This window comes from Vibrio proteolyticus NBRC 13287 (assembly GCF_000467125.1).
In the GTDB taxonomy this organism is placed as follows: domain Bacteria; phylum Pseudomonadota; class Gammaproteobacteria; order Enterobacterales; family Vibrionaceae; genus Vibrio; species Vibrio proteolyticus.
Genome location: NZ_BATJ01000008.1, coordinates 114,107 through 138,245, shown reverse-complemented (window position 1 = coordinate 138,245; position 24,139 = coordinate 114,107). Strand labels below are relative to the sequence as shown.

The window sequence follows — 24,139 nt, the reverse complement described above, 5'->3', positions numbered from 1 at the left end:
AATAAATAAAAAATATAACGTTAAGTAATATATGCCATTAGTGAATCGTTATGTTTCCTGGCTGAATAAGATCAGACATATTCATGGTAACCAAAATAATATTGACCTTTGTTGGCACAGTACGACAATTTGGATATACCGTAAAACATGTATTTCCAGTGTATCGCGGAAACACTTGGGCAACCGGCCAAATACCCTGATTCTGGTGCAAACCAGATTCCTCAACGCAACAGTGTAACGACGGATAAGTTTTGTTTGTTTCCATCTCACCTCACTTATTCTACTACGCTCACTTTCCACTCCAAGTTGAGCGGGCGCCTGGCCCGCTCGTCAGGATTAACCTTCCTGAGATTGATGCTCAGTCACCATCGCTTCAGTGGTGATCATTAAACCTGCCACGGAGGCTGCAAATTGCAGAGCAGAGCGAGTAACTTTGGCTGGATCAAGGATCCCCATCTCAAGCATATTGCCATAACTGCCCGTAGCCGCATTGTAGCCATAATGCGTATTACCTTGTTTCACCGCATTGGCTACCACAGAGCCTTCGTCACCGGCGTTGATGGCAATCTGGCGCAGAGGTTCTTCCATTGCACGCAGCGCAACCCGAATCCCCACGTTTTGATCGTCGTTGTCACCTGTCAGCGAGCTCAGCTCATTGGCAATTTTTGCTAAGGCTACGCCACCACCGGCAACAATGCCTTCCTCAACCGCCGCGCGGGTAGCGTGAAGCGCATCATCCACACGGTCTTTTTTCTCTTTCATTTCCACTTCAGTCGCTGCGCCAATCCGGATGACCGCAACCCCACCGGACAGTTTAGCGATACGCTGCTGCAGCTTATCCTTGTCATATTGGGAAGTAGTATTGCCCATTTGATGTTCTATCGTGGCAACGCGCTCCCGAATAGCATTTTCATCCGCTGCACCGCCTATGATGGTAGTGGTATCCTTACTAATCGTCACTTTCTTCGCACTGCCCAGTTGCTCCAGTGTCACTTTTTCCAGCTCAAGACCAAGCTGCTCGGTGATCACAGTTCCTGCTGTCAGTACAGCGATGTCTTCTAACAAAGCTTTACGGTTATCACCAAAGCCTGGCGCTTTCACCGCTGTTGCTTTCACGATACCACGCAGGTTGTTCACCACCAGTGTTGCCAACGCCTCACCTTCGATGTCTTCGGCAATGATCAGAAGTGAACGGGAAGCTTTGGCAACCGACTCCAGAACCGGTAGCAACTCGCGGATATTACTGACTTTCTTGTCAACCATCAGGATATACGGGTTTTCTAATTCCACCGCGCCAGCTTCCTGATCGGTAATGAAATACGGCGAAAGGTACCCACGGTCAAACTGCATGCCTTCAACAATGGACAGCTCATTATCCAGGCCCTGGCCTTCCTCTACAGTGATCACACCATTACGACCAACTTTGTCCATCGCTTGAGCGATGATTTCACCAATCGCCAGATCACTGTTGGCTGAGATACTGCCAACTTGGGTAATGGACTGTTTATCGTCACAAGGATGTGCCATATCACGCAGCTTTTCGACTGCTGCCGTAACGGCTTTATCAATACCGCGTTTCAAATCCATGGGATTCATGCCCGATGCCACAGCTTTCAGGCCTTCATTGATCAATGACTGAGCCAGTACCGTTGCAGTCGTCGTACCATCACCGGCTTCTTCATTCGCTTTGGACGCGACCTGTTTTACCATCTGAGCGCCCATGTTTTCGAACTTGTCTTGCAGCTCAATTTCTTTGGCAACAGAAACACCATCTTTGGTGATCACCGGAGCACCGTAAGCCTTGTCCAGCACCACATTGCGTCCTTTGGGCCCCAAAGTCACTTTCACGGCATTCGCTAGCAGGTTGACCCCTTTCAGCATTTTCTGACGGGCATCATTTTCAAACAATACATCTTTACCAGCCATGCTCTTCTCCTCTTAGCATTACAACAATGACTTATTCAGAAACCGCCAATACATCAGACTCAGACAGGATCAGATAGTCCTTACCGTCGATGTTTTCTTCTTTAACGCCATAGCTCTCGTTAAAAATGACGATATCGCCGACTCGGACTTCCATCGCTGCCCGTTCGCCATTCTCCAGGCACACGCCCTGGCCAACGGCGACCACTTTGCCACGGTTGGATTTTTTAACCGACTTTGAGGTCAGAACAATTCCCCCTTCAGATTGATGCTCAACGTCAAACCGTTCAACAATCAGTTTGTCATGCAAAGGACGAATATTCATTTTGGGTTGCCTCCTATATATTTATACCCATTATAAAATACATCGATGTTATCGTATTATTGCGCAGTCCTGCGCGTCGATTTTTATATATGTTCATTCATGAAAACTTCAAGAGAAAGTATTAATAAAAAATTTTTATCAACCTACAAACAATATTTATCGCTCTTGTCAAACAGACTGAGGCGTAATAGTTGCTGACGAAACGATGAAATACTGATAGCTTAATGGTTTTGGCGATTTCAACAGGGATAGTATGTTTAATCAGGTCATCAGTATTCTGTTCCCGGTGTTCGCACTGGTTCTGGTTGGGTTCTGTGTCGGACGCTGGTTAAAACCGGATTTTCGCCCTATAAACCGCATCAATATGGACGCTTTTACACCCGCACTGGTGTTCTCCTCGCTGGTCGCGATGCCGCTTGACACCAGCCAATTACCTTTATTGAGTGCGTCTCTTATCGCCATTCTGCTGCCCGCTGTAATTATGCTGCCACTGTGCCGGCTGTCCAGCCTGAACTATAAGACCTGGACACCTCCACATATGTTTCGTAACAGTGGAAACCTGGCTATTCCGTTGTTTACTTACACATTTGGTGACACTGCTCTTGCGCCTGCGGTGATGCTGTTTGTGGTATCGGCCTGTCTTCACATCAGCCTCGGCATCATGTTGCTCAGTCACAGCAACCCAATCAAACAGGTTGTTCGTATGCCGATTTTTCTGGCCGCCGCCGCCGCTTTATTACTCAACCTGAGTGGTCTTTCGGTCTGGGCCCCCCTCTACGAAGCAACCGCCTTGCTCGGACAAGCAGCCGTACCCGTGATGCTTCTGTCACTCGGGGCACAGATGTGCAATATGCGTATGAGCGGTTTGAAAATCGGTTTACTTTGTACCGGACAATCGCTACTGACGGGCGCCATCGCATTTACGGTTATTTACCTGTTGGTACCGCTGCCCTCACTGCATTTGCAAATGATGGTCCTGTTTACCATGTTGCCGCCTGCTGTCATGAACTACCTGTTTGCTGAGCGCTTTCACGTGGAGCCTGAAAAAGTGGCGTCTATGGTGCTGTTTGGCAACTTTTTTAGTATTTTGACCTTGCCACTGCTTCTGGCGCTGGCGTTATCTCTGGCCTAGTTGGTTTATTGGTATTAGACGTATACCAGCGCTACGAACAGACCTTCACAGGCACGGTCGTCGATTCCTCTTCAAACCACACCAGTGACCAACACAAAACAACCGCCATCCAGGCGGTTGTTTTATTTGTCATGCTATTGAGCAAGTTCAATAGTCTCCGTTTGCGATGGCGCAGCATGCCCGGCCGCATTGGTGCCTATCACCGTGACATCCAAACTCCCGTTTTGCCAGCCAGACATATCAACGGGTGTATCCGTGATCCACTCGCCAGAACTGTTCAGCGTCGCGGCAACCGTTGCATGATCCGTGTCTGGTTCGAGTTGTGAGATGACCGTCACTTCAACCGCATCTCCGGCCAAAAATCCTTTCGCCTCACCGGACAGAATCACCGACGCCGATTCCGTGGCATCAATAATGTCATCTCCGGTTACCGGGTGACGAGTCAATAGCGGTATCACTTCCAAGGCGTGCGTTTGTGGCTGGCCCGAATTGCCAGCGCTGTCCTGATAACCATCAATCAACACAGTGACCGACGTTGCATTCACCGGCAATGCAATCTCAGCGGACACACCATTCCAGTTGGTTGCCAACTCGGTGGTATCGCCGAAATCGACAACCTTACCAGCCACCGTGGCGCTAAGGTGGGCAACAGGCTCATCAAACGTCAGCGCTAAACTCACCTTATCGTTTTCTGTTGGATTTTCGGGCGTGGCATTGAGTGTCGTCATACCCGGAGCAAGCGTATCGCGGATTTCGATCGCACGACTGACTTGCGTTGCCGCTACCCCAGAACCGGACAGGTTAGTTCCATCAATCAATACCGTCAGTTGTCCCACCTCCCAGGACGACCAGTCAAGTGGGCTCCCGATATTCCAGTTACCATCAGAAGCAACACTGACCTGCGTAGCATACTCTTCAGTGGTGTCGCGCATCACGCGCACCGACAACTCATCCCCCGCTTTGAAACCTTTGCTGCTGCCAGTGATGGTCACGGAATGACTCTCATCGGAGTCGATTACATCGTCTCCGGCGATAGCGTTCAGTTGGATCAAAGGCGTAACCTGAATGGAGTGACTAAAGGCTGCGCCCAGATTTCCAGATGCGTCGACAAAGTCACGGATCACCGCATCAATACTGGTTTCATCCGCGCCAAAGCTGACCGGAGCATTGGTCGTCCCACTCCAGGAGTCCGATGCACTGCTGGTGTCACCAAAATCCACATTCACGTCGCCAACCTTAGCCGTAATACCAGTGACTGGTTCATCAAACTTCACCGTCAGAGTCACGGCCTGATTGAACTGTGGATTCAGCGGTTGCGACTCCGCAGAGATGGCCGACGGCGGTTGGGTGTCCACCCGCGTAACCAACCGGCTGACCGAGTCGGCGTCAATGCCCGGCGAGTTACTGGCTGAAAGATTCACCGACACGTCTCCCACCGGCCACGCCGTCAGATTATGTGCAGCCGTTTGCCAGTGCCCATCGGCCGTCATCTCCGCATGATCTTCGAAGGAGTAAGTAGGGTCGACAGTAGACACCACTGCAACGGTGACACTGTCACCAGATGCAAACCCCACGCCCGTGCCTTCAATCACAACTGAGCTTGCTTCCGCAGAGTCTATCTCATCATTTCCAGCCACTGGTGATAACGATAGCTGCGGTTTCACCGCCACATTGGTGGATTTCGCCGCTCCGCTGTTTCCAGAAACATCGGTGTAACCCGCCTTTACCTCAGCAATCACGGCTGAAGAGCCTGCACTCAGAATCAGAGGACTCGCCGTTTCGCCCGTCCATGTTGTCGCAAGCTCATTGTTCGGGAAAATGACATCCACTCCGTCGAGGCTGGCACTCACGTTGTTAACCAGTTCACTGAAAGTCACCGTGATGGTGGCTTTACTGCCGTTAACTGGGTTTTGTGGCGATATCTGGATATCACCGGTGATGTCCGGTACCACGGTATCTTCATAACGAACACTCTCGGTCACAGAGCTGGCAGCAACCGACTCACTGTTGCTCCCCGAGACAGACACCTCAATATCGCCACTTGGCCAAGCGCGAATATTCTGCGCAGCGGTGGCCCATACGCCATCTGCCTGTACCAATGCGGTCACGCTGAAATGGTCAGAAGAGTTGCTGGCCTGCGCTTTAACCGTCAATAGTTCACCACCGGCGAAACCTCTTGCCTGACCTGAAATGATCAGGCTTTCAGCTTCCGATTGGTCGATGCCGTTTCCGCCTGCAATAGGGTCCAGTTCGATCACAGGTTTCACGTTGACCATTTGAACATACGGCGTCGGGTTTCCCGGGTTGTTGGCGGTATCCAGATAGCGACTGACTTGCACCTCAACCTGAGTTTGCCCAGCCACCAGAGCAATGCTGCTGTTGGTTGTACCTTCCCACTCCTGGCTGACGTCTCCCACTACACTGAACGCCACTGGCACGCCCGCTACGCTTGCTTGCACCTCTTTCACCCGCTCGCTGAATGTAAGAGAGAGCGTCACGGGCTTTTGATCTTCCGGATGTTCGGGGGAAACATCGACACTGTTCACTTGCGGGGCAATCGAATCTTCATAACGAGTGACATGGCTTGCCACACCAGATTCAATCCCATCAGAGTTTGTCCCCGAGACACGAATGTCGATGTCACTTTGCTCCCAACTCGTCAGATTATGCGCGGCCGTTGCCCAGTTGCCGTCGGCCTGAACCACCACATCGCTTTGTTCAAAACGATCTATCTCTGGTCTATCCCGAGAAGTGACTTCCACCTTAAGTTTGTCATTCACGGCAAAGCCTTTAGCGGAACCTGAAATGACCACGTTGGTCGCTTCAGCTTCTGTGATCACGTTATCGTCCGTTACATTATTGACCGTCACCATGGGTGTCACCGACACCGCCCGCTCTACCCGCTCGCCTGTATGGCCGATCCCATCAGAATAAGTTGCCTTCAGCAGCAGTGGAATGGTCGTATCGCCCACACTCAATACAATCGGCGATTCAGTGTTTCCTACCCACTCTTCACTGGCACCGTTTTCTGTAAAGGTGATATTGCCCCCCGCGAGAGTCGCTTCGACCCCGGAGACAGGCTCATCAAACGTCAGTGTAACTTGTACGCTTTCCCCGTTCCCCGGATGTTCCGGCATTGTCGTGGCTAACGTCATCGTTGGCGGCTGATTGTCGACATAGTAGGTCATGATCAGCGTATTGCCAGTTGCGTTGCCTCGGCTATCTTGCGCCGAGCCGACAATTTCAAACCGCGCCACATCAGGGTACTCAGAACTCTCAGAATCTAAGGTGAAGTGATACCCATGATGGTAAGCATCACTGCTGGGATCGAGAGTAAACTCCACATCCGTCGCCTGATGGCGCAGAGAAGGCTCGGCGTGACTGTACCAGTACACCGCTTGCTGTGGTGGCTGGTTGCTGGTCTCAATACCTGAAATATCCTCAAGACTCAATGTCGAAGCGATTTTCCCCGTGATCGTATAATCTTGCCCGGGGCCGCTGATAAAACGGCCATCACTTTGCAAGGCATCCGGTAGCACACGCATCTCAGGCGGAAACTTATCGATACTTTCGCCAGGAGAATCAAACACGGTGTCACTGCCAATGCTGGGGTTAGCCATAGCGAACAAGTCGGCCTGTTTCAGCGCTGTCGAGGCATCAACCTGGTATTGCGTTGTCGCAACGTTGAAGTAGCTCTGGGCTAGCTCGCTACGGTAAGTGTCTGCACTCAGATCCCGGTTTCCAATTGTGATTTGGCCTTGAGTGCCTTGCCCGTTGGCTTTTCCGTCGTAGAGAAAGTCGTCGTAAAACCCTTTGGCATAGTCGGTCGTATCTGTCTCTGCACTATTGGATGCAGCCATGTCTGCCAGTGCTTCAAGTAGAAATCGGTGTTGATACGGTTTGGTAGGCGGATTCGGGATGGTCGCGTTGAGCATGTCGGTGGTCGCGTATTGAGTCAGGGCAGGATTAAACCCAAAAAAAGACGCATCCTGACTTTCCAGAGCGGTGTTGACGTCGGTTAAAATAGACGCCGCGTTTTGCGGCGTTTTGTCGTCGGCTTCGAGCGCATTCCAGGCATTGTCAAACAACCCCGTCTGGTACACCGAAAGTTCCGTCAGGTATAGCATACCGGACTCCGCGCCTGAAAAATACGCGCCAATATTGGCCATCTGTTGGCCCTGGCTGTTTTCATCCTGCTCACCATAGCGAAATGTGACCGATTTTTTCGCATCGAGACTGTCTTGCCATTGATAATAGTGCGTTCCCGCGTTGCTCTGTAAAACGACGCGGAAAAACTCATACTTAAACGGATTAAACTGGGTTTCACACTCTGCCACATCAAGGGCTTTCTCTCCAGAGACACTGTCCACCTGTTCGGTGTTACAACTGGCAAGAAAGCTGAAATCACTGTTGATTGACTTCAAACCCTCAATCCTTGCTGTGGCATTAATAAAAGGCGTAACCACCTTAAGGCTCGGCAGGTCAAAGGTAGACTTGAAATACACTTCCGACTTGTCACTCACGTTGCCGGAAGAATCTCGGACTTTAATCACCAGTTTCTGTGAATACTCTTCGGTCGTACTGGCGAATGTCGTGCCGAGAATTTCTTTCACGTATGGAATGTAATAGATCACCTCTGACACTCTGCCATCTTCTTCACGAATCAATTGCTCATGAGGAATACCCGCTTCTTTACTGTCAGTTGACGCCTGAGTTTCTTTACTGGATATCCATTGATAGTCACTGCCTGCAATGTTCTTTTTCCGATAATACTCTACCGACAGAGTCAACTTGTCTGCAGACGTTCCGTAGATGTCACCATTGGTTGGATCGTACACCGTGACTTTGACATAGGGAATTTTGTTATCGTTGAGTGTCGACGCCTCAAAGTCTGCAAAATTGATGTTTCCCAACGTAGCCTTAATACCGTCAACAGCATAGGCGTAATCGATCTTCAGGTATTGGTTGGACTCGTCCACGGTAACCGCATCATAGGTGGTATCTCGATATATCTGAGAAACCGGGTTGTCATCGACAATAAAGTTCATCTCGACACCGTCCGGATATTCCAGAATACGCACTGGCGGCGTGTCGTCTTTGTAGACGGTAAACTGCTCCTGACCTTTGTTGCCGAGTATGTCTTCCGCGGTGAGATTGAACAAGGTACTGTCACCGAATGAAGAGGTCGTATAAATCTGGCTGAACTTACACCAGACATTCGAGCCTTCATTGATCTCCGAACACTCCAGATTTGTTGGGTTTTGAGCACCCAATCTCACTTGAACATAGCTGAGCTTAGCCGGATTTTCTTTGACGATCCCTTCAAGGGTATAATCCGTTTTGGATGAGCTGATCGCGTCGGCCGAATTGACCACAATGACGGGCGCAATGTTGTCCCAGTCAAAATCAATCGTCACCCCATTTTGCGCTTCGTAACCATTGCCCAATACGTCCGATGCATACACCACTAAGCGTGCTTGTACCGGGTCGTCGTCCTGCGGATCAGTATCCAGTGCATCCAATGCCAGAGTAAACACGTTCACTTTGACCTGCGTATCCCGAGGACCAGACTTAAAGTCGGACGTATCCAGTTGGCAATACTCTCCCGCAGGACTGACTGGACACTCAAATTCTGTGCTCCAACTGCTGTCGCTTTTCATCTTCCATTGCAACATCACCTGCACGTTGTCGACACCAATAGCATCACTGAGGCCAATGTCGACACTGTCGTCGCCTTTCAGGGTGTCACTATCCAGACGGGTAACCACTGGCGGATCCAGATCGATGTCCGTTTCTGATCGCGGCGGAATGACCGAGCTACCAGAGCCATTGGTACCGAGATCATTGATATGTTGGCTGAAATTTTTGTAATCAGAAACCGGCGTCCCGGAAATATTCAGATCCGGGTCACTGACTACGATCAGCACATGCTGCGCCATGCTTTGGGTATACAGATCACTGGTCACGTAAGACTGACCAAAAGCCATGTCTTTCAGCAAGCCGGAACTGTCTAATTCTCGCCCATCGAGCTTACCATCGGCGGAAATATCGCGATAACCAATATCAGACAAGTTCATCGACGTATACGTCAACTCACTGTCGCTACCAGGATATTGCTTGATGAAATCATAGGAATATGAGGAGTATGCCGTCAAAAGCGCGCCATACTGATGACCCGCAGACGCGAAGCTGCTTTGCCCACCCGTGGTAATATCAATTGGCTTGGTGGTATTGACATTAAAGCCGTACATACTGATGAACGTTGAAATGGCATTGTCTACTGACGCGGAGGCATCCAGACCCTGGCCGATATTGTATTCTGCCAGACCCGCAACCTGATAGGTTAAGGGAGTCACCATCACCGTTTGGTCTGTCCCTTCGGTGTAGTTGATGACGCTCGACATCGAAATAATTTTGCCTTCGCTCAATGACACGATATTTTTCGTCAGCGGATCCCGGTACGCACCACCTTCGGCTTTGATCATTAAAGGCATGGTCGACGCGTCAATTTTGACCAAGTAGTCACCCACCGGGTTGGTTGAGGTCTGCCCTAAAAGGCGCCCAACTTTGCCATTCTGATACTCATAGACGGAAACCGTTGCCCCCGATACTGGCGCATCAAAAACGTTTCCTGAAATCACTCCTTTGACGCGCGACGGCGGCGAGGTGTCTTTTCCTCCTCCACCGCCCCCACAAGAACTGATCGCTAATATTGAAAGTATGGCGCAAGCAAGCTTGTTTTTATTATTGAATCTCAACATGATTTCGACGTTGTATAAAAATTTACCAAATTATATTTTGGCTAATAAAAAGAACAACAACTCGAAATAACAACCCAATATATCGCTTTGATCTTAAGATAATGAAGTTAGATAGTGATTAAAAATAAGACCAGTAAAAAAATCACTTTTTCGCCAGCCAATACCACTTATTTAATTAAAAACAACCTATCGATAAAAATGTGATTTTTGTGCTAATTCTCAAATAATAGAATCATGACATACACAAAATGAATACAATCCATAACTTACAATTAATTAATATATAAGATTTTTCTATATTACGATAAACAATAATATATTCAGGCCAAAGATTGGCTAGCATAGGTTTGAACTGAGGTTGAGACATAAAAACAAAATATGTAAGTCAATAATATATTTTTAATATTCAGACCATTCTTATTGCGAAGAAATTATATTTTCGCAAAATTGAAAATGCAACTTGATGAGCACATAAATCATAAATAAACGATATAATACTCATAAAAAGTTATTATGCATCATTCTTATATTTAGTTATCGTTATATAAAAAAGCCCGATATTACCAGGCTTTGAAAAATTACTTTGCCGGATATTGTGCGAATTGAGTTAATTCATCATAAATATCAAACCAAGGCGCTTTGTCCGCAACAAAGATATGAAAGCTAGGTTTGTTTGACGGTATTGAATCCAATACACCCAGTCGAATATTCATCATCCCAGTCTTTGGTTTTAGCGAATACAGGCTGGAACCACAGTGGCGGCAGAACACCAGTTGGGTATTCTCACTCTTAGTGTAAACCGAAATGTCTTCCTCTCCAGTGACAACCCGAACTTTGGCAGCCTCGATACCACCGGCAGAAGAATAATCTGAGCCTGTGAACTTACGACACTCAGAACAGTGGCAGTTCCCCATGTATGCGAATTCATCTGGCATCGTAAGTGTCACGTTGCCACACAGACAAGATCCTTGCAGAGTCGTCATGCTATTCCCCATCAATATGTAAAATACGCACACATTAGCATATCAAGCCCGTTAATTCGATGGCGTCAGGCGGTTGGCCACTTCGATCAGGTTGCCATCCGGGTCACGAAAATAGACCGAACAGATGGGGCCCACCGCACCGGTGCGTTTCACCGGACCGTCGGTGATGGTCACTCCTTGGCGCTCAATATGAGCCAGTATTTCACTGACGGGCACAGGGGTAATAAAGCACAAATCTGCACTGCCGGGTTGTACATGCTGGGCTTTGGGTTCGAATTCCGCGCCATGTTGATGGAGGTTGATCTTCTGCTCGCCAAATCTGAGTGCCTTTCGCCCCTCTCCAAACTCCACCACTTCCATGCCCAGCACCCGATGGTAGAAATCGATAGTCACGTTAACATTGCTGACCGTTAACACCAGATGATCCAAATGCGACACGTTCATCATTTTAGCACCTCGGGTAACTGTTTAAGTGAAACGATGGTTTCGACCTCATCGGATAGGCATTCCGTTAACCAAATCGCTCGTAACCCAGCCTGACGTGCCGGGAGAATATCCTTATCCCAGTTATCTCCGACCATCACTATCGCTTCCGGTTCTTCCCCCAATTGTTGGCTAACCTTACGATAAAATTGTGCTGAGTCTTTCTCCAGGCCAAGGTTCGCGAAACAGAAATAGCCGCTGAGATATCTGGCCAGCCCAACCCGTTCAAACGCAAGCTCGATGTCGCGAACCGCCGAATCCTTAGCACTGGTCGCAATGTATAATGCACAATGTTGGGACAAACTCGATAAGGTCTCCGCAGCGTGCGGCATCACCTCAATCTCTGGCCAGTCACACATCTTGCCACGATACTGAGGAAAATCGACCATCAGTGTATTCCCCCAATCGAACAGAATAATTGTTTGCATCGCACCTCCCTGAATAAACGATAAACAATTACCTCAGTCTACTGAGAACCACCGTCTGATCAAGGTGTTGCTGCAGTTCGACATAATCGAGCCCCTGTTCGAAAATAAATTCAGTCACCAACGTCCGGACACACTCCACCAGCTCCGTTGGCTGCCAGGGCTTCTCAAAGTAGCGCTGGATACCGGCGTGGTTGATGGCATGAATGGTATCTGCGTGGGTCGCCTGACCCGTCAGCAATACTTTTTTGGTATGACTGAAACGGCTATCTCGGCTGACTTCCTCAAGCAACTCCACGCCGGTTTTCCCCGGCATTACGTGATCAGAGATCAAAACCGCGATCCACTCTCCCTCTGCATCCAGTTCATCCATCAATTCGAGTACTTCTTCTGCCGATTCACAATCTTCAATATTCAGCCAGCCGCTCAGAGGAGACAGATCCTGCAACACCGCGCTCAATACCTCCCGCTGATCATCGACACAAATGACATTTAACTTTTCCATGGTTACTTACCCTCAATTGGTAGTTTTATCCTGAAAACGGTGCGCTGTTTGTCGCTTTTTACCGCGATCGTTCCGCCATAACCGGTAATGATCCGGCGCGCAATCGACAGACCTAAACCAAGACCAAACGACAGCCCGCCTTTCTTCGTCGTAAAACTGGGCTGGAAAATCTTACGACGAGTGGTTTCGTCGATTTCAGGACCGTTGTTGGACAACGTGATCAGAATGCGCTGCTTACTCAGCCGAGTTTGGATATCAATTTCCGGAGCCTCCGTCTGCCGCATCGCATCACAGGCATTTTTGAGAATGTTGACCCAAACCTGCACCAGCTCTGTCGATGACGCAGTAAACAGTGGCAGCTCTGCAGGTCGTATCCGCACTGCCACTCGTCTGAGATCGCTCTGCAATAACGCAACCGCACGATGCAGCGTTTCATTAATGTCCACGGCTTCATCTTGCGAAATATCGGTACGGCCCAACTGTTTTACAGATTTGACAATGCCAACTGTGTGCCGGGTCGCCAAACGAAGATCGTGCAGATCGCGTCCAATTTCCCAATATCGAATCGCGGCAACCGGGTCGGCTAACCAATGCTGCTCCAGTACATCATCCGGTACAGCACGAGCCAGATTTCGCGCCAGCTCTTTGGGCAAATGATAGTCGCGCTCCAGTTCCCGGCCTTTATTTCTCACCTGAACAGAGGACGCTTTCTGGCCGTGTTGCAATCCCAGTTCATAATACAGACTGGCGCCTGGGTGCTGCTCTTCGAGCAGTTGCAATAAGACGCTCTCCAGACGCTGAGACTTACTGCTTACGACACCAATCGCGTTATTCAGTTCATGTGCCAACCCTGCTGCCAGTTGGCCTAGTGTGGTCATCTGTTCTGCGAGATGTAACTTTTGCAGTGCCCGTTCTTTGGCAAGTGCTTCCTGTGTCGCTCTGCGCTGACGTTGTGACAGCTCGTTGACAATCACTGGCATAAACTGCGTGGTCAGCACCCCATATTGTTCGGCGTCAATCGCTGCGGTGTGGCGATCTATCCATGCTAGCTCCGCCGCTGTTTTTGCTATCACCGTCGAACTGGCTGCGCCATTCCCGGAGAAAAAACTGTGCACGCCCAGAAATGCGCCTGGCATGGCCGAAAAAACTTTGATGGCTGACGCACCCTGCTCGGTAAAATACCCGTCCAGTTCACCGGCAATCACATAGTACAAACGGTCATTCTGGCTATCTTGCTCGATCAACTGATGCCCTGCTGAAACCTGAAGGCGCCGTTCCGGCTGACTAAAATAACGCGCAATCAGCGCTTGCAAGCCTGAGTCGTTCATGCGCTTATCCGATATGACCTACAGCGTGAAGAATCCACACCATGACAAAACTCAGCAATACCCCAATGACGCCCAGAACCACACCGATCCGAGCCATCTGGTTGCTTTGAACGTACCCAGTAGCGTGTGCCAACGCGTTCGGTGGTGTACTGATCGGTAACGACATTCCCAAGGACGCGGCAAAGGTCACGACCAAAATTAAGGTAATTTCGCCACCAAGCGGCATCAGTGAAGCCATCGAAGTACCCAATGCCGCCATAATGGGCATCAACAGGTTCGCCGTGGCAGTGTGTGACATAAAATTGGCCATCGCTAAACACAGGAACGCTGCACCAAACAGCACCACATAGGGAGAAAATTGATCAAACGGAATACTGTGAACCACCAGACGGGCAAGCCCGGTTTTGTCCAGTGCCAAGCCGAGCGCAATCCCCCCGGAGACCAGCCATAAGACATCCCAGGAAATTCTTTTCAGGTCTTCTTTGTTGATGATCCCTGTGAGAGAAAACACCGCGACCGGGATCAGCGCGACGGTGTAGGAGTTCATGCCGTGTGAAGAGCCCATCAACCAAAGGATAATTGTCAAAGCAAAGGTGATGTAAACCGTGATCGCTTTAGGTGTTTTTAGAAACTTGCCTTTGATACTCAATTCGATGGTCTGTTGTTCCGCTTTATACAGAAAGCCGATCAAAAACCAGGCGAGCGTCATCATGATAACCACAAACGGCACGCCAAAGACCATCCACTCCCCAAATGTAATCAGGTTGTCCCCCACCAGGTATTTCAAAGCAATCGCATTGGGGGGCGTGCCGATGGGAGTACCTATCCCGCCAATATTCGCCGCCACTGGGATGCACAACGCAAAAGCAATGCGACCCGGATCGTTAGGACCGAATACGGCAATCACTGGTGCCAGTATCGATAACATCATTGCGGTCGTTGCTGTGTTAGACATAAACATGGAAAACACCGCCGTGATCAACATCAGTCCCAACATGACGTATTTGGGATCGTGACCGAACGGCTTTAAAAGCACCCTCGCTAAGTTCACGTCCAGTCGATACTTGGTCGCCGCCATGGCAAGAAAAAAACCGCCCAGAAACAGCATGATAATGGGGCTGGCAAATGTTGCCATAATATCCTGATATTTGAGCAGTTCACCAAAGTGTGGCTGTCCTTCTGCCAAGCGAAATAGGATGATGCTTTTGTCTGACAATAGCAGCAACTCCAGCACAATGATCACCACCGAAGTGGCGTATATCGGGATCGGCTCAAACACCCAACACAAAGCAGCTAAGAGAAATACAGCGATGACCCGCTGCTGGATGATGGTCATGCCGACAAACGGGAATGCGGATGAAGGCAGCAGCAGAACAAGCAGCGGAATGACAGTCGGAATTAGGTATTTTAGATACGGACGCATGGCAAAATCACTCTTCCTGAGGCAGATTTAACTCGGGTGTGGAGTAATAACTCGACAACCTGTCTGAAGCATTATCGGCCGTGTCGTGCTCTCTTTGTTTAGCGTCAGATCAATGAATTACACCACTCTATGAAATTTGTTTTGTAAATGTGCTGTAAGTCGGATTTCATGCCGTATTCATTCACCTGATACCGACAAATCGCCACACGCAAACGTTTGCTTTTGAAAAAATAATGCGTATGATCGCGGAAAATTTTGTTCTGTGTCGAAAAAGGATGCGTCATGTTTGGTACTGCTACACGAAAAAATGCTACCCGGGTGTTGTTGCTGGGATCTGGAGAACTGGGGAAAGAAGTGGCCATCGAGTGCCAGCGCCTCGGGCTGGAAGTGATTGCTTGCGATCGCTACGCTGATGCGCCAGCCATGCAGGTGGCTCATCGCAGTCACGTGCTGGATATGCTCGACGGTGATGCGTTGCAATCCATCATTGAGCAGGAGCGACCTGACTATGTGGTACCAGAGATAGAAGCCATTGCAACAGACAAACTGGTTGAGCTTGAAACGCAAGGGTTGAAAGTCGTTCCGACGGCAAAAGCCACTCAACTAACCATGAACCGCGAAGGGATTCGCCGCCTGGCGGCAGAGACCTTGAAACTGAATACGTCACCGTACCGTTTTGCTGATTCCTTCGAAGAGTTTCAGCAAGCCGTGCAAGACGTTGGTTTGCCATGCGTCTGCAAGCCAGTGATGAGTTCGTCCGGCAAAGGTCAGAGCGTGCTGAAAACACAGGAAGACATTGACTCAGCCTGGCATTATGCTCAGGAAGGCGGACGGACTGGGGCCGGACGTGTCATCGTCGAAGGCTTCATTGATTTTGATTATGAAATCACTCTGCTGACGGTACGTGCCTGCGATGGTGTGCATTTCTGCGCGCCCATCGGCCACCGCCAGGAAGATGGCGACTATCGCGAGTCCTGGCAACCTCAGGTGATGTCCGACAACGCACGCAAGGCCGCGGAATACACAGCGGAACAAATCGTCAATGCATTGGGGGGATACGGCATTTTCGGCGTAGAGTTGTTTGTAAAAGGCGATCAGGTGATCTTCAACGAAGTATCTCCTCGTCCGCACGATACTGGCCTGGTGACTCTGATGTCTCAAGACATGTCAGAATTCGCGCTCCACGTTAGAGCGTTTACCGGACTGCCTGTCGCAGGCATTACTCAATACGGCCCATGCGCCTCTGCTGTGCTGCTCGGACAGGGAACATCAGACAACATCGGTTACGAGGGCCTGGATCAGGCGCTGCTGCAACCCCGGACTCAAGTACGTCTGTTTGCTAAACCAGACATCGCAGGACGCCGCCGTTTAGGAGTAGTGATTACCCGCCGACCTAGCCTTGAGCAAGCACTGACTGACGCCATCGACTGCGCCTCTAAAGTTACAGTGACCTACGAATAAATCTCCTGACGGGGAACAAATATAAAAAAGCGCCCATTCACGGGCGCTTTTTCAAAATCCTTCAATCAGGAACACTTCTTCGGCAAATCGGCTCAAACCTTTTTTTGCGCGTTTGGGGTGTGATTCATCGGCAACATCCCGATGCAAGCGCGTCACCTGGTAGCCATCATACAGCTGACGAACTTCTTCTTCACTCACACTGAATGGCGGCCCCGCCATTTCATTTTGTTGGTAATCAAGCGTCACCAATAAAATGCGCCCACCCGGTTTTATCCGGGTTTTGAGATATTCAACATATTGGCCCCGCATTTCCTGAGGTAACGCCACCAGTGAAGCGCGATCATAAACAATGTCGACCGGCTCGATCGGCGCGGTAAAAAAGTCCCCGATGTACACGGAAAGCTCATCAAACTGATACAACTCATGTTCAGCGCTGATCGGAATGACCAAGGGGGTATAAAAGTGCTCGGCAAAAAATGCTCGTACCGCAATGGTACTCAATTCAACACCCTGAACGCTCTCATGCTTGCTGGCCAGCCAGACCAGATCTTCCGATTTACCACACAATGGAACAAAAACACTGTCTTCTCGTGTAGGATTGGTATGGTGCCAAAATTTAATCAACAATGGGTTCACATCGTCAAGGTGAAAACCTATCTGATTGGCCGCCCATTTGCTGTGCCAGAACTCTGGATCTCTCATTCTTATCTCGTGACTGACTTTACATGAGGCATAGCCTACCCCAATTCGAAAATAAACCAAAATGAACGACGGTGTTCATCTTCGATTAATCTTCCTCTGCCTATACTGATTCCACTTGTTTGACAGATAACACTTTGTTACAGGTTTTAGATGAACCTTCTGCTCTGAGAAACCTCTAATTTAAAGTCAATAATTTTGTGACTTGTCGCATAGTTTAAAAAACCAGCATTCTGGATGCGTTGTTTTCAGCATGGACGACCCAATAACAAGTTAGAGACCGAATTGCTTTGCGCTTAACCTTTTAAGTTCCCACTTTATAAGCCGATGCAAGTTAAGGAGAGCGAATGAGCTTATTTCTGCGTACTACAGCACTGATGCTTCTGGTACTAAGCCGTGCACCTGCCTTTGCAGCAATGCCTACCGTGCCTGGCAACGAAGAAACGCGTTCAACCAGCCAGAACGAGGTTTGTTCTAAACGCTTCAAACACAGCCTGAGTGGCCTGTATGGCATTCAAGCCATCGACGTCACGCCCCTCCAGCCTTATACAGATTTCGATGTTCTCTACAGTAAAGCCCATCAAGCACAGCGTGAACTGGAAACCATTTGTAAAAGCACAGCACTGCTGACATCAACCGACGCATATTTCGCTGGGGTAAAATCAGAGCAACGTGCCAAGGAAAAAATCGCCCACGAACTGAATGGGAAAAGCGAACGCATTACCGATTTGGCTCGAGCGACCATCGTTGCCAACGATGTAGCCAGCCTGGTGGATGTTTACGAAGCACTCGACCGTGAAGCAACGATCGTAAAAGTGAAAAACCGCTTTAAAAAACCGGCGGCATCCGGCTACCGAGATCTGAACTTGTTAGTTCGTCTGCCAAAAACCGGCGTAATCGCTGAAGTGCAATTGCATCTGAAAGCCATTGCAGACGTGAAAAGCGGACCAGAGCATGATTTGTATGAAGTGGTTCAATCAATTGAGCGACAGGCGGCGAGCGAGAACCGAGCATTGAACGATATAGAAATGGCTCGAATCAAGAATATTCGTAGCCAGTCAAAGGCACTGTATCAGGCCGCATGGCAACCTTACATTACCACTCACATTCAGGCGGCTTAAAATACTCTGCTCCAAAAACAACAAGCGACCATTTGGTCGCTTGTTCGCTCTGAAACCGTTGTGTGGCTGACGAAAAAACAAAAGACCACATACGGGAGTGTGGTCTTATGCGTCTTTACTTTTCGACTTTAATATTCTCGACGCGAGCCTTCAGTTTTTGACCCGGGCGGAATGTTACGACACGTCGAGCAGAAATAGGAATGTCTTCACCCGTTTTCGGATTACGACCCGGACGTTCATTCTTGTCTCGCAGATCGAAATTCCCAAAACCGGACAGTTTTACCTGTTCGCCACTTTCCAGAGCTCTACGAATTTCTTCGAAAAACACTTCAACCGTTTCCTTGGCATCCCGTTTACTGTATCCAAGCTTTTCAAACAGGTTCTCAGCCAAATCGGCCTTTGTGAGCGCCATAAAACTTCCCTCAAAGCTGTGTTAAACATTGCTGCCAATTGACAGCGCCAAAGCAATTCGCCTAGCCAATCAACAACATATCGGCTTTACCTTGGAAAGTGTATGCCAAGCTTCTGATTTTCGCCAACTTTTTTCTTAAGCGAATAGACAATAGCCATTCAAATCAAAGACATAAAGAACTGGCAACATCTAGTTTTATTCTGATATATCAATACAAAATCAACCATTTACCACATTTAAAACCAACTAAGGCGTCAATATCAGAATAAAAGACCAGTTAAATGACAAATTTAAAATTTTTGTCATTTCTTTATATTTAGTGAAATCAATCACTTACCGTGTGGATATAACTAGTCACCCGATCTCATATCACTGTAGTAAACATCGTTGGCATTTCAACCAATATTGGCCGCACCTGTTATGCACTCACCGAAATAGATGCCGCAGTGTCGACCACAGTGACACCTTTTGCACTCAATTCAGCCGCCACCTGTGCGGTATTTTCCGCAAACACCGCTCGTGTTGCAGCCAGATTCAATACGACGTTAAAACCAGCCTCCAGCAACTGCTCTATCGATTTTTTGACACAAAAATCTAACGCCAGACCACCCACGATGACAGTGTGAATGCGGTTGGCACGTAAGAACTCAAGCCCCCCCGTTGACAATGTATCGGCCTGATCATGATAGAAAGCCCCATAAGGATGTGCATCCGGGTCGATGCCTTTATTGATTTGAAAATCATACTCACGCACCGCCGGCAGACCTGGTAGCAGCTCCACGCCTGGCGTACCAACCACACAATGAGGGTTCCATTTGATATCCACCTCAGGCAAACCTACCGGCTGCAACATCTGATCTGGTGTGTCCGCTTCCCAGGCAGCGCCAGGTGGATGCATGTCTCTGGACACGAGCGTTAAAGCCGCTTTACTGTGATTGCGCTTTAGCTCATCAACAATATCGAGCGCGCCCGCCACCGGCAATTCATTCGGACACAGTTCGCTGAAGCCTTTCTGCGGATCCACATCCAATGCGGCAGTAGTCGCTCTATCCAACGTTACATCTGTACTCATGAGATATCCTTTGCGGTGTTACCGCAGACATGTCTGAAAATAAGTCACACTTTTCTGGCCAAGGCTGTACACCTGAGCAGGCTTGCCGCCTTTCCCCTTATTACTCGAAGCCATCTTGTTTGCACTGGTGATGACTCCTGTTTCAATCAGGCGCCGCTTCACTGTCATCCGGTTAACCTCAACACCGAACTTAGCGTAAGCCGAAATGATGTCAGAGACTAAAAACTCTTTATCAAGCGCAAACAGCGCTACGGAAGTATACTCCACCGCTGCACGCAGCTTATTCCACGCCAGCTTAATCAGGTCGGCATGGTCAAATGCCAAAGCCAATTCATTATTAAGTATACTATCCAGACGAAACCAACGAAGTTGTTCCCGGCACAAGCCGCAGTTGTTGATCTGCTCGACATTGGTATGGTTTAGCAGTGCGTAGTGCGCAATGGACACACTCCACCCATCTGGATCACGTTTTGGGTTGCCGTCCACCATAGGCTGACTGATGTAATTTGGGTAAGTGTGGATCTTCTGTCGACAGATACGCCTGCGCGCAGCGTCAAAATCCTCATCGGCGGGCAACCCGCCCTGCTCACTCATGTCCTGTTCAAACACGAAACCACCAGGGATCGACCACATACCACATTGGGGACGATTGGGGTTACTGCGCTTAATCAAAAGCACTTCTAACCCGTTGTCACCCAATTTCAGACATATCATGTCAATGGTTACTATCATGGTGGCCTCTTATATGTCTCTACTTGTTCGCTACCTTACCCAGCCATTATCACGAGGTCAACAGGAAAGTAACGATTTGTTATTAACTTAAAAATTAACGTTTAACCAGCAAGGTGGATGCTAACTTACGAGAATAGCTGACAAATCCCACCTTATAGAAAGTAGCACAATATTCGTGGTTAATAACACAAATTGACAAACTTGGCAGAGTTAATTACAGTTCCCCCATTAGGTAACAAACATAATGTTATTAACATTGCTCCTGATGGTTTAAGGATGCCTTATGAACGCCCAACTTTTTCATCACCGGATCATTCAAAGTGCGCTCGATCTCGATGTATACAAGATCAATATGATGCAAGCCGCACACCGACTGTATCCAGAAGCACATGTCCGGTATGAGCTCATCGTTCGCTCCGATGAAGATTTGTCTGATCTCATCAATGAAGTGCGCGCGGAAATCGCTCAGCTGGCCAATTGCACATTCTCTGAGACGGATATCCAGTATTTAACGATGAAGGCACCGCACTTAAGTGAGGCATTTCTCGATTACCTGCGTTATTTCCGTTTTATGCCCCAGCAGCAAATCTGCGTTGATACCATTCGCACACTGAAAGGTAAAAAACAGTTACGCGTATCCATTGCCGGTAGCTGGAAAGACACCATTCTTTACGAAACACTGGTGATGAGCATCATCTCTGAGGTGCGCAACCGTCGTCGCTGGGACGACATTCCTTATAAACAGTTTATGTCGGTACTCAAAGACAAAGTGCAGCGACTCAAAGCAGAATTGTCAGCACGTCAGATCACCAACTTCCGCTTTTCAGAAATGGGCAGCCGCCGCCGATTCAGCTACCAGACACAACACGACATGCTGGACTACCTGCGCCAGGAAATCCCTGAACTCCTGAGCGGAACCAGCAACTATCATCTGGCCCGTGAGTTTGATCTGACCCCAATTGGGACGGTTGCCCACGAATGGTTTATGGCACACCAAGCGATGGTCAACGTACGAGATTCTCAGCGCGTTGCCCTCGACAACTGGCATCACACGTTTGATGGCGCGCTCGGCATCGCCTTAACCGACACCATCGGTATCGATGCGTTTTTGCAGGATTTCAATTTACGCCGGGCTCAGGCATACGCAGGTGTACGACATGACTCAGGATCTCCGTTTGACTGGGGTGACAAAATGATCGCTCATTACCAGAAGCTGGGAATCGATCCAATGAGTAAGATGCTGATCTTCACTGATGGTCTTAATTTCGACCGCGCGCTGGAGATTTGCGAATATTTTGCTGGCCGAACACAGATCAGCTTTGGTATCGGCACGTTCTTGGCCAATGACATGGGGGAATGGCAAAACCGTCAAGGTAAAATCTATGAACCGCTTTCCATGGTCGTAAAAATGGCGGAGTGTAATGGATCACCCGTCGCGAAAATCAGTGACGAACCCGAGAAAGCCATGTGTGAGGATTTGTTTTTCCTAATGAATCTCAAACAGCGTTTTGGCTTGCCTGTCGATCTCGACAAAGCCATAGGCACACTGAAGTCAATGAAAATAAACCAGCACAAATTTCAAAGTGTCGCCTGATAAGTCGCACCACTCCAATGAAAAAGCCAGTGTCGTTGAGCACTGGCTTTTTACTAGCGACTATTTAGTGATGTACAAATCACGCGTATAGCGCCGCTCAGATGCGTTGTGGTCGCTGTAGCCACCGACACGTGTCTGTTTTAACACTGAACGGGTATAGAAATACACCGGAATTGCGGGCATCTGATCAGAGAAAATCTGCTCGGCTTTCTGGTATAGGGCTTTACGCTCCGCATCATTGGCCGCATAAGTGGCGTCTTGCAACATTTTATCGTAACGCTCGTCATGCCAACCGCCGTAGTTCATGCCCGAAGAATCGAAGTAAGACAAGAAAGTCGATGCTTCGTTGTAGTCTCCGATCCAGGCATAACGGGCTACCTCAAAGTTCTTTGACGATAGTTCCTGCAGGAACGTTTTCCATTCCTGATTTGCTATCTGAACATTGGCACCAAGGTTCTTTTTCCACATCGATGCCATCGCAATCGCCAGCTTTTTGTGTGATTCGCTGGTGTTATACTCCAGCTCGAACGACAAAGGTTTATCTTTGCCATAGCCCGCTTCCACCAGCAATTGTTTTGCCTGTTTATTTCGTTCAGCTTGCGTCATTTCGGCCCATTCCAGTGTCGGCACATCAAACCCGGCCACGGCAGGAGGCGTGTTTGAGTACGCAGGCAGTTGCCCCATCCCCAAAATGCCATTTACGACGATATCGCGATCAATCGAGTACGCCAGTGCTTTTCGTACTCGCGGATCATCAAACGGCTTTCTACTGGTGTTGAACAAGTAGTAATATGTGCCCAGCGATGGCATGGTGAGCAGTTCATTCGGACGCTCTTTCTTGATGGTTTTGTACAACTCCAGCGGCACCGTTGAAGTGATGTCCACTTCTCCGGTACGGAAGCGGTTGTATTCCGCGTTTTCGTCCTGAATCGGCAGATACGTGACTGTCTCGATCACAGTTTTGTCGTTGTTCCAATACGCTGGGTTGCGCTTGAGTACCACACGCTCATTGATGACCCAAGTATCCAGCGTATAAGCACTGCTGGTCACGATGTTTTCCGGTTTGGTCCAGTTCTCACCATATTTTTTCACGGTCGCTTCCGGCAGAGCAAAAGTACTCTCATGCGCTAGCATCTTGGTAAAATAAGGTACAGGCTTGGTCAGCGTGATCTGAACGGTTTTATCGTCTAACGCTTTCACACCCAGTGTATCCGGTGATTTCTCACTTTTCGTGATTTCTGACGCATTGACGATACCGGCCAGCTCCAGATACCAGGAGTAAGGCGCGCCAGTTTTCGGATCAACAATGCGCTGGAATGCAAACACAAAGTCGCTGGCTTTGATCGGCGAACCATCCGACCAGTTTGCGTCACGCAAGTGGAAAGTGTACTGCGTTGCGTCTTCTGAAACGTCCCACGTGGTGGCTAAGGCTGGGATGATATTACCGTCTAAGTCCTCACTCACCAAACCTTCAAACATATCGCTGATAACACGGGAACTCGAGGTGTCTGACGACATCGACGGATCCAGCGTTGGCACTTCATCACCGTTACCTCGAGTGATGGTTTGGGTATCTGCCAGCATGACGCCTGCTGGCACTTCCGCCGCCCACGCAGGAGATGAAACAAGCACTGCCAAGCTACTTGCCAGCAGTGTTCGGGTAAATTTTTGCATCTGATTTCCTTATACTTAAATGGTTAACGGGCAGAGAGCCAGTCACCTATCGGCCGAATTCAGCTCCGGCGTACGTCTCCAGTTCC

18 protein-coding genes are annotated in these 24,139 nt (G+C 49.0%); 4 read left to right on the top strand and 14 right to left on the bottom strand.

Annotated elements, in window-relative coordinates; all coding sequences use genetic code 11:
* Positions 1-336 precede the first annotated feature (336 nt).
* Together groL and VPR01S_RS11565 are read right to left on the bottom strand one after the other, a co-directional pair.
* Positions 337-1,926 carry a chaperonin GroEL gene (groL, locus tag VPR01S_RS11570; RefSeq protein ID WP_021705515.1) on the bottom strand — a complete coding sequence of 530 codons (1,590 nt, stop codon included), beginning with the start codon at positions 1,924-1,926 and terminating at the stop codon, positions 337-339.
* Between the two features lie 31 nt (positions 1,927-1,957).
* A complete protein-coding gene (locus VPR01S_RS11565; RefSeq protein WP_021705514.1) occupies positions 1,958-2,248 on the bottom strand; it encodes a co-chaperone GroES in 291 nt (96 codons plus the stop codon).
* Positions 2,249-2,501: 253 nt separating this feature from the next.
* Here VPR01S_RS11565 and VPR01S_RS11560 point away from each other — a divergent pair, with 253 nt between their 5' ends.
* A complete protein-coding gene (locus VPR01S_RS11560; protein ID WP_021705513.1) occupies positions 2,502-3,380 on the top strand; it encodes an AEC family transporter in 879 nt (292 codons plus the stop codon).
* A gap of 134 nt (positions 3,381-3,514) precedes the next feature.
* On the opposite strand, the gene VPR01S_RS21975 is transcribed toward VPR01S_RS11560, so the two are convergent.
* The 7 genes from VPR01S_RS21975 to VPR01S_RS11525 all read right to left on the bottom strand — a co-directional run bounded on the left by VPR01S_RS21975 (position 3,515) and on the right by VPR01S_RS11525 (position 15,288).
* Positions 3,515-10,141, bottom strand: coding sequence for a tandem large repeat (locus VPR01S_RS21975; RefSeq protein ID WP_081693163.1), 6,627 nt, complete (start codon positions 10,139-10,141; stop codon positions 3,515-3,517).
* A gap of 578 nt (positions 10,142-10,719) precedes the next feature.
* Positions 10,720-11,124 carry a GFA family protein gene (locus tag VPR01S_RS11550; RefSeq protein ID WP_021705511.1) on the bottom strand — a complete coding sequence of 135 codons (405 nt, stop codon included), beginning with the start codon at positions 11,122-11,124 and terminating at the stop codon, positions 10,720-10,722.
* 51 nt (positions 11,125-11,175) lie between these two features.
* Complete coding sequence (locus tag VPR01S_RS11545) at positions 11,176-11,568, bottom strand: VOC family protein (protein ID WP_040902666.1); 393 nt, start codon at positions 11,566-11,568, stop codon at positions 11,176-11,178.
* Positions 11,568-12,035: an HAD family hydrolase gene (locus VPR01S_RS11540; protein WP_021705509.1), complete on the bottom strand. Its 468-nt coding sequence runs from the start codon at positions 12,033-12,035 to the stop codon at positions 11,568-11,570. Before VPR01S_RS11540 ends, VPR01S_RS11545 begins: the two co-directional genes overlap by 1 nt.
* A 28-nt stretch (positions 12,036-12,063) precedes the next feature.
* A complete protein-coding gene (locus VPR01S_RS11535; protein ID WP_021705508.1) occupies positions 12,064-12,537 on the bottom strand; it encodes a response regulator in 474 nt (157 codons plus the stop codon).
* 2 nt (positions 12,538-12,539) lie between these two features.
* Positions 12,540-13,865: a sensor histidine kinase gene (locus tag VPR01S_RS11530; RefSeq protein WP_021705507.1), complete on the bottom strand. Its 1,326-nt coding sequence runs from the start codon at positions 13,863-13,865 to the stop codon at positions 12,540-12,542.
* Positions 13,866-13,869: 4 nt separating this feature from the next.
* Positions 13,870-15,288 carry an SLC13 family permease gene (locus VPR01S_RS11525; protein ID WP_021705506.1) on the bottom strand — a complete coding sequence of 473 codons (1,419 nt, stop codon included), beginning with the start codon at positions 15,286-15,288 and terminating at the stop codon, positions 13,870-13,872.
* Between the two features lie 282 nt (positions 15,289-15,570).
* On the opposite strand from VPR01S_RS11525, the gene purT reads away from it, so the two are divergent.
* On the top strand, positions 15,571-16,749 hold the full coding sequence (gene purT / locus VPR01S_RS11515; protein ID WP_021705505.1) for a formate-dependent phosphoribosylglycinamide formyltransferase: 1,179 nt from the start codon (positions 15,571-15,573) through the stop codon (positions 16,747-16,749).
* 51 nt (positions 16,750-16,800) lie between these two features.
* Here purT and VPR01S_RS11510 read toward each other — a convergent pair whose 3' ends face one another.
* Positions 16,801-17,451: a thiopurine S-methyltransferase gene (locus VPR01S_RS11510; RefSeq protein WP_021705504.1), complete on the bottom strand. Its 651-nt coding sequence runs from the start codon at positions 17,449-17,451 to the stop codon at positions 16,801-16,803.
* Positions 17,452-17,795: 344 nt separating this feature from the next.
* On the opposite strand from VPR01S_RS11510, the gene VPR01S_RS11505 reads away from it, so the two are divergent.
* Positions 17,796-18,569, top strand: a complete 774-nt coding sequence (locus VPR01S_RS11505; protein ID WP_021705503.1) for a RelA/SpoT domain-containing protein — start codon at positions 17,796-17,798, stop codon at positions 18,567-18,569.
* Between the two features lie 115 nt (positions 18,570-18,684).
* On the opposite strand, the gene ihfA is transcribed toward VPR01S_RS11505, so the two are convergent.
* The 3 genes from ihfA to VPR01S_RS11490 all read right to left on the bottom strand — a co-directional run bounded on the left by ihfA (position 18,685) and on the right by VPR01S_RS11490 (position 20,785).
* On the bottom strand, positions 18,685-18,981 hold the full coding sequence (gene ihfA, locus VPR01S_RS11500; RefSeq protein WP_021705502.1) for an integration host factor subunit alpha: 297 nt from the start codon (positions 18,979-18,981) through the stop codon (positions 18,685-18,687).
* A 418-nt stretch (positions 18,982-19,399) separates the two neighbouring features.
* Positions 19,400-20,053, bottom strand: coding sequence for an isochorismatase family protein (locus tag VPR01S_RS11495; RefSeq protein WP_021705501.1), 654 nt, complete (start codon positions 20,051-20,053; stop codon positions 19,400-19,402).
* An 18-nt stretch (positions 20,054-20,071) separates the two neighbouring features.
* The gene (locus VPR01S_RS11490) at positions 20,072-20,785 is read right to left on the bottom strand and encodes an NUDIX domain-containing protein (RefSeq protein WP_021705500.1); all 714 of its coding nucleotides are present in this window, start codon (positions 20,783-20,785) and stop codon (positions 20,072-20,074) included.
* A 283-nt stretch (positions 20,786-21,068) separates the two neighbouring features.
* Between VPR01S_RS11490 and pncB the strand changes: the two genes are divergently transcribed.
* The gene (pncB, locus tag VPR01S_RS11485) at positions 21,069-22,379 is read left to right on the top strand and encodes a nicotinate phosphoribosyltransferase (protein WP_021705499.1); all 1,311 of its coding nucleotides are present in this window, start codon (positions 21,069-21,071) and stop codon (positions 22,377-22,379) included.
* Between the two features lie 60 nt (positions 22,380-22,439).
* Here the strand turns inward: pncB and VPR01S_RS11480 are convergent, their stop codons facing one another.
* Complete coding sequence (locus VPR01S_RS11480; RefSeq protein ID WP_021705498.1) at positions 22,440-24,053, bottom strand: peptide ABC transporter substrate-binding protein; 1,614 nt, start codon at positions 24,051-24,053, stop codon at positions 22,440-22,442.
* Between the last annotated feature and the right edge of the window lie 86 nt (positions 24,054-24,139).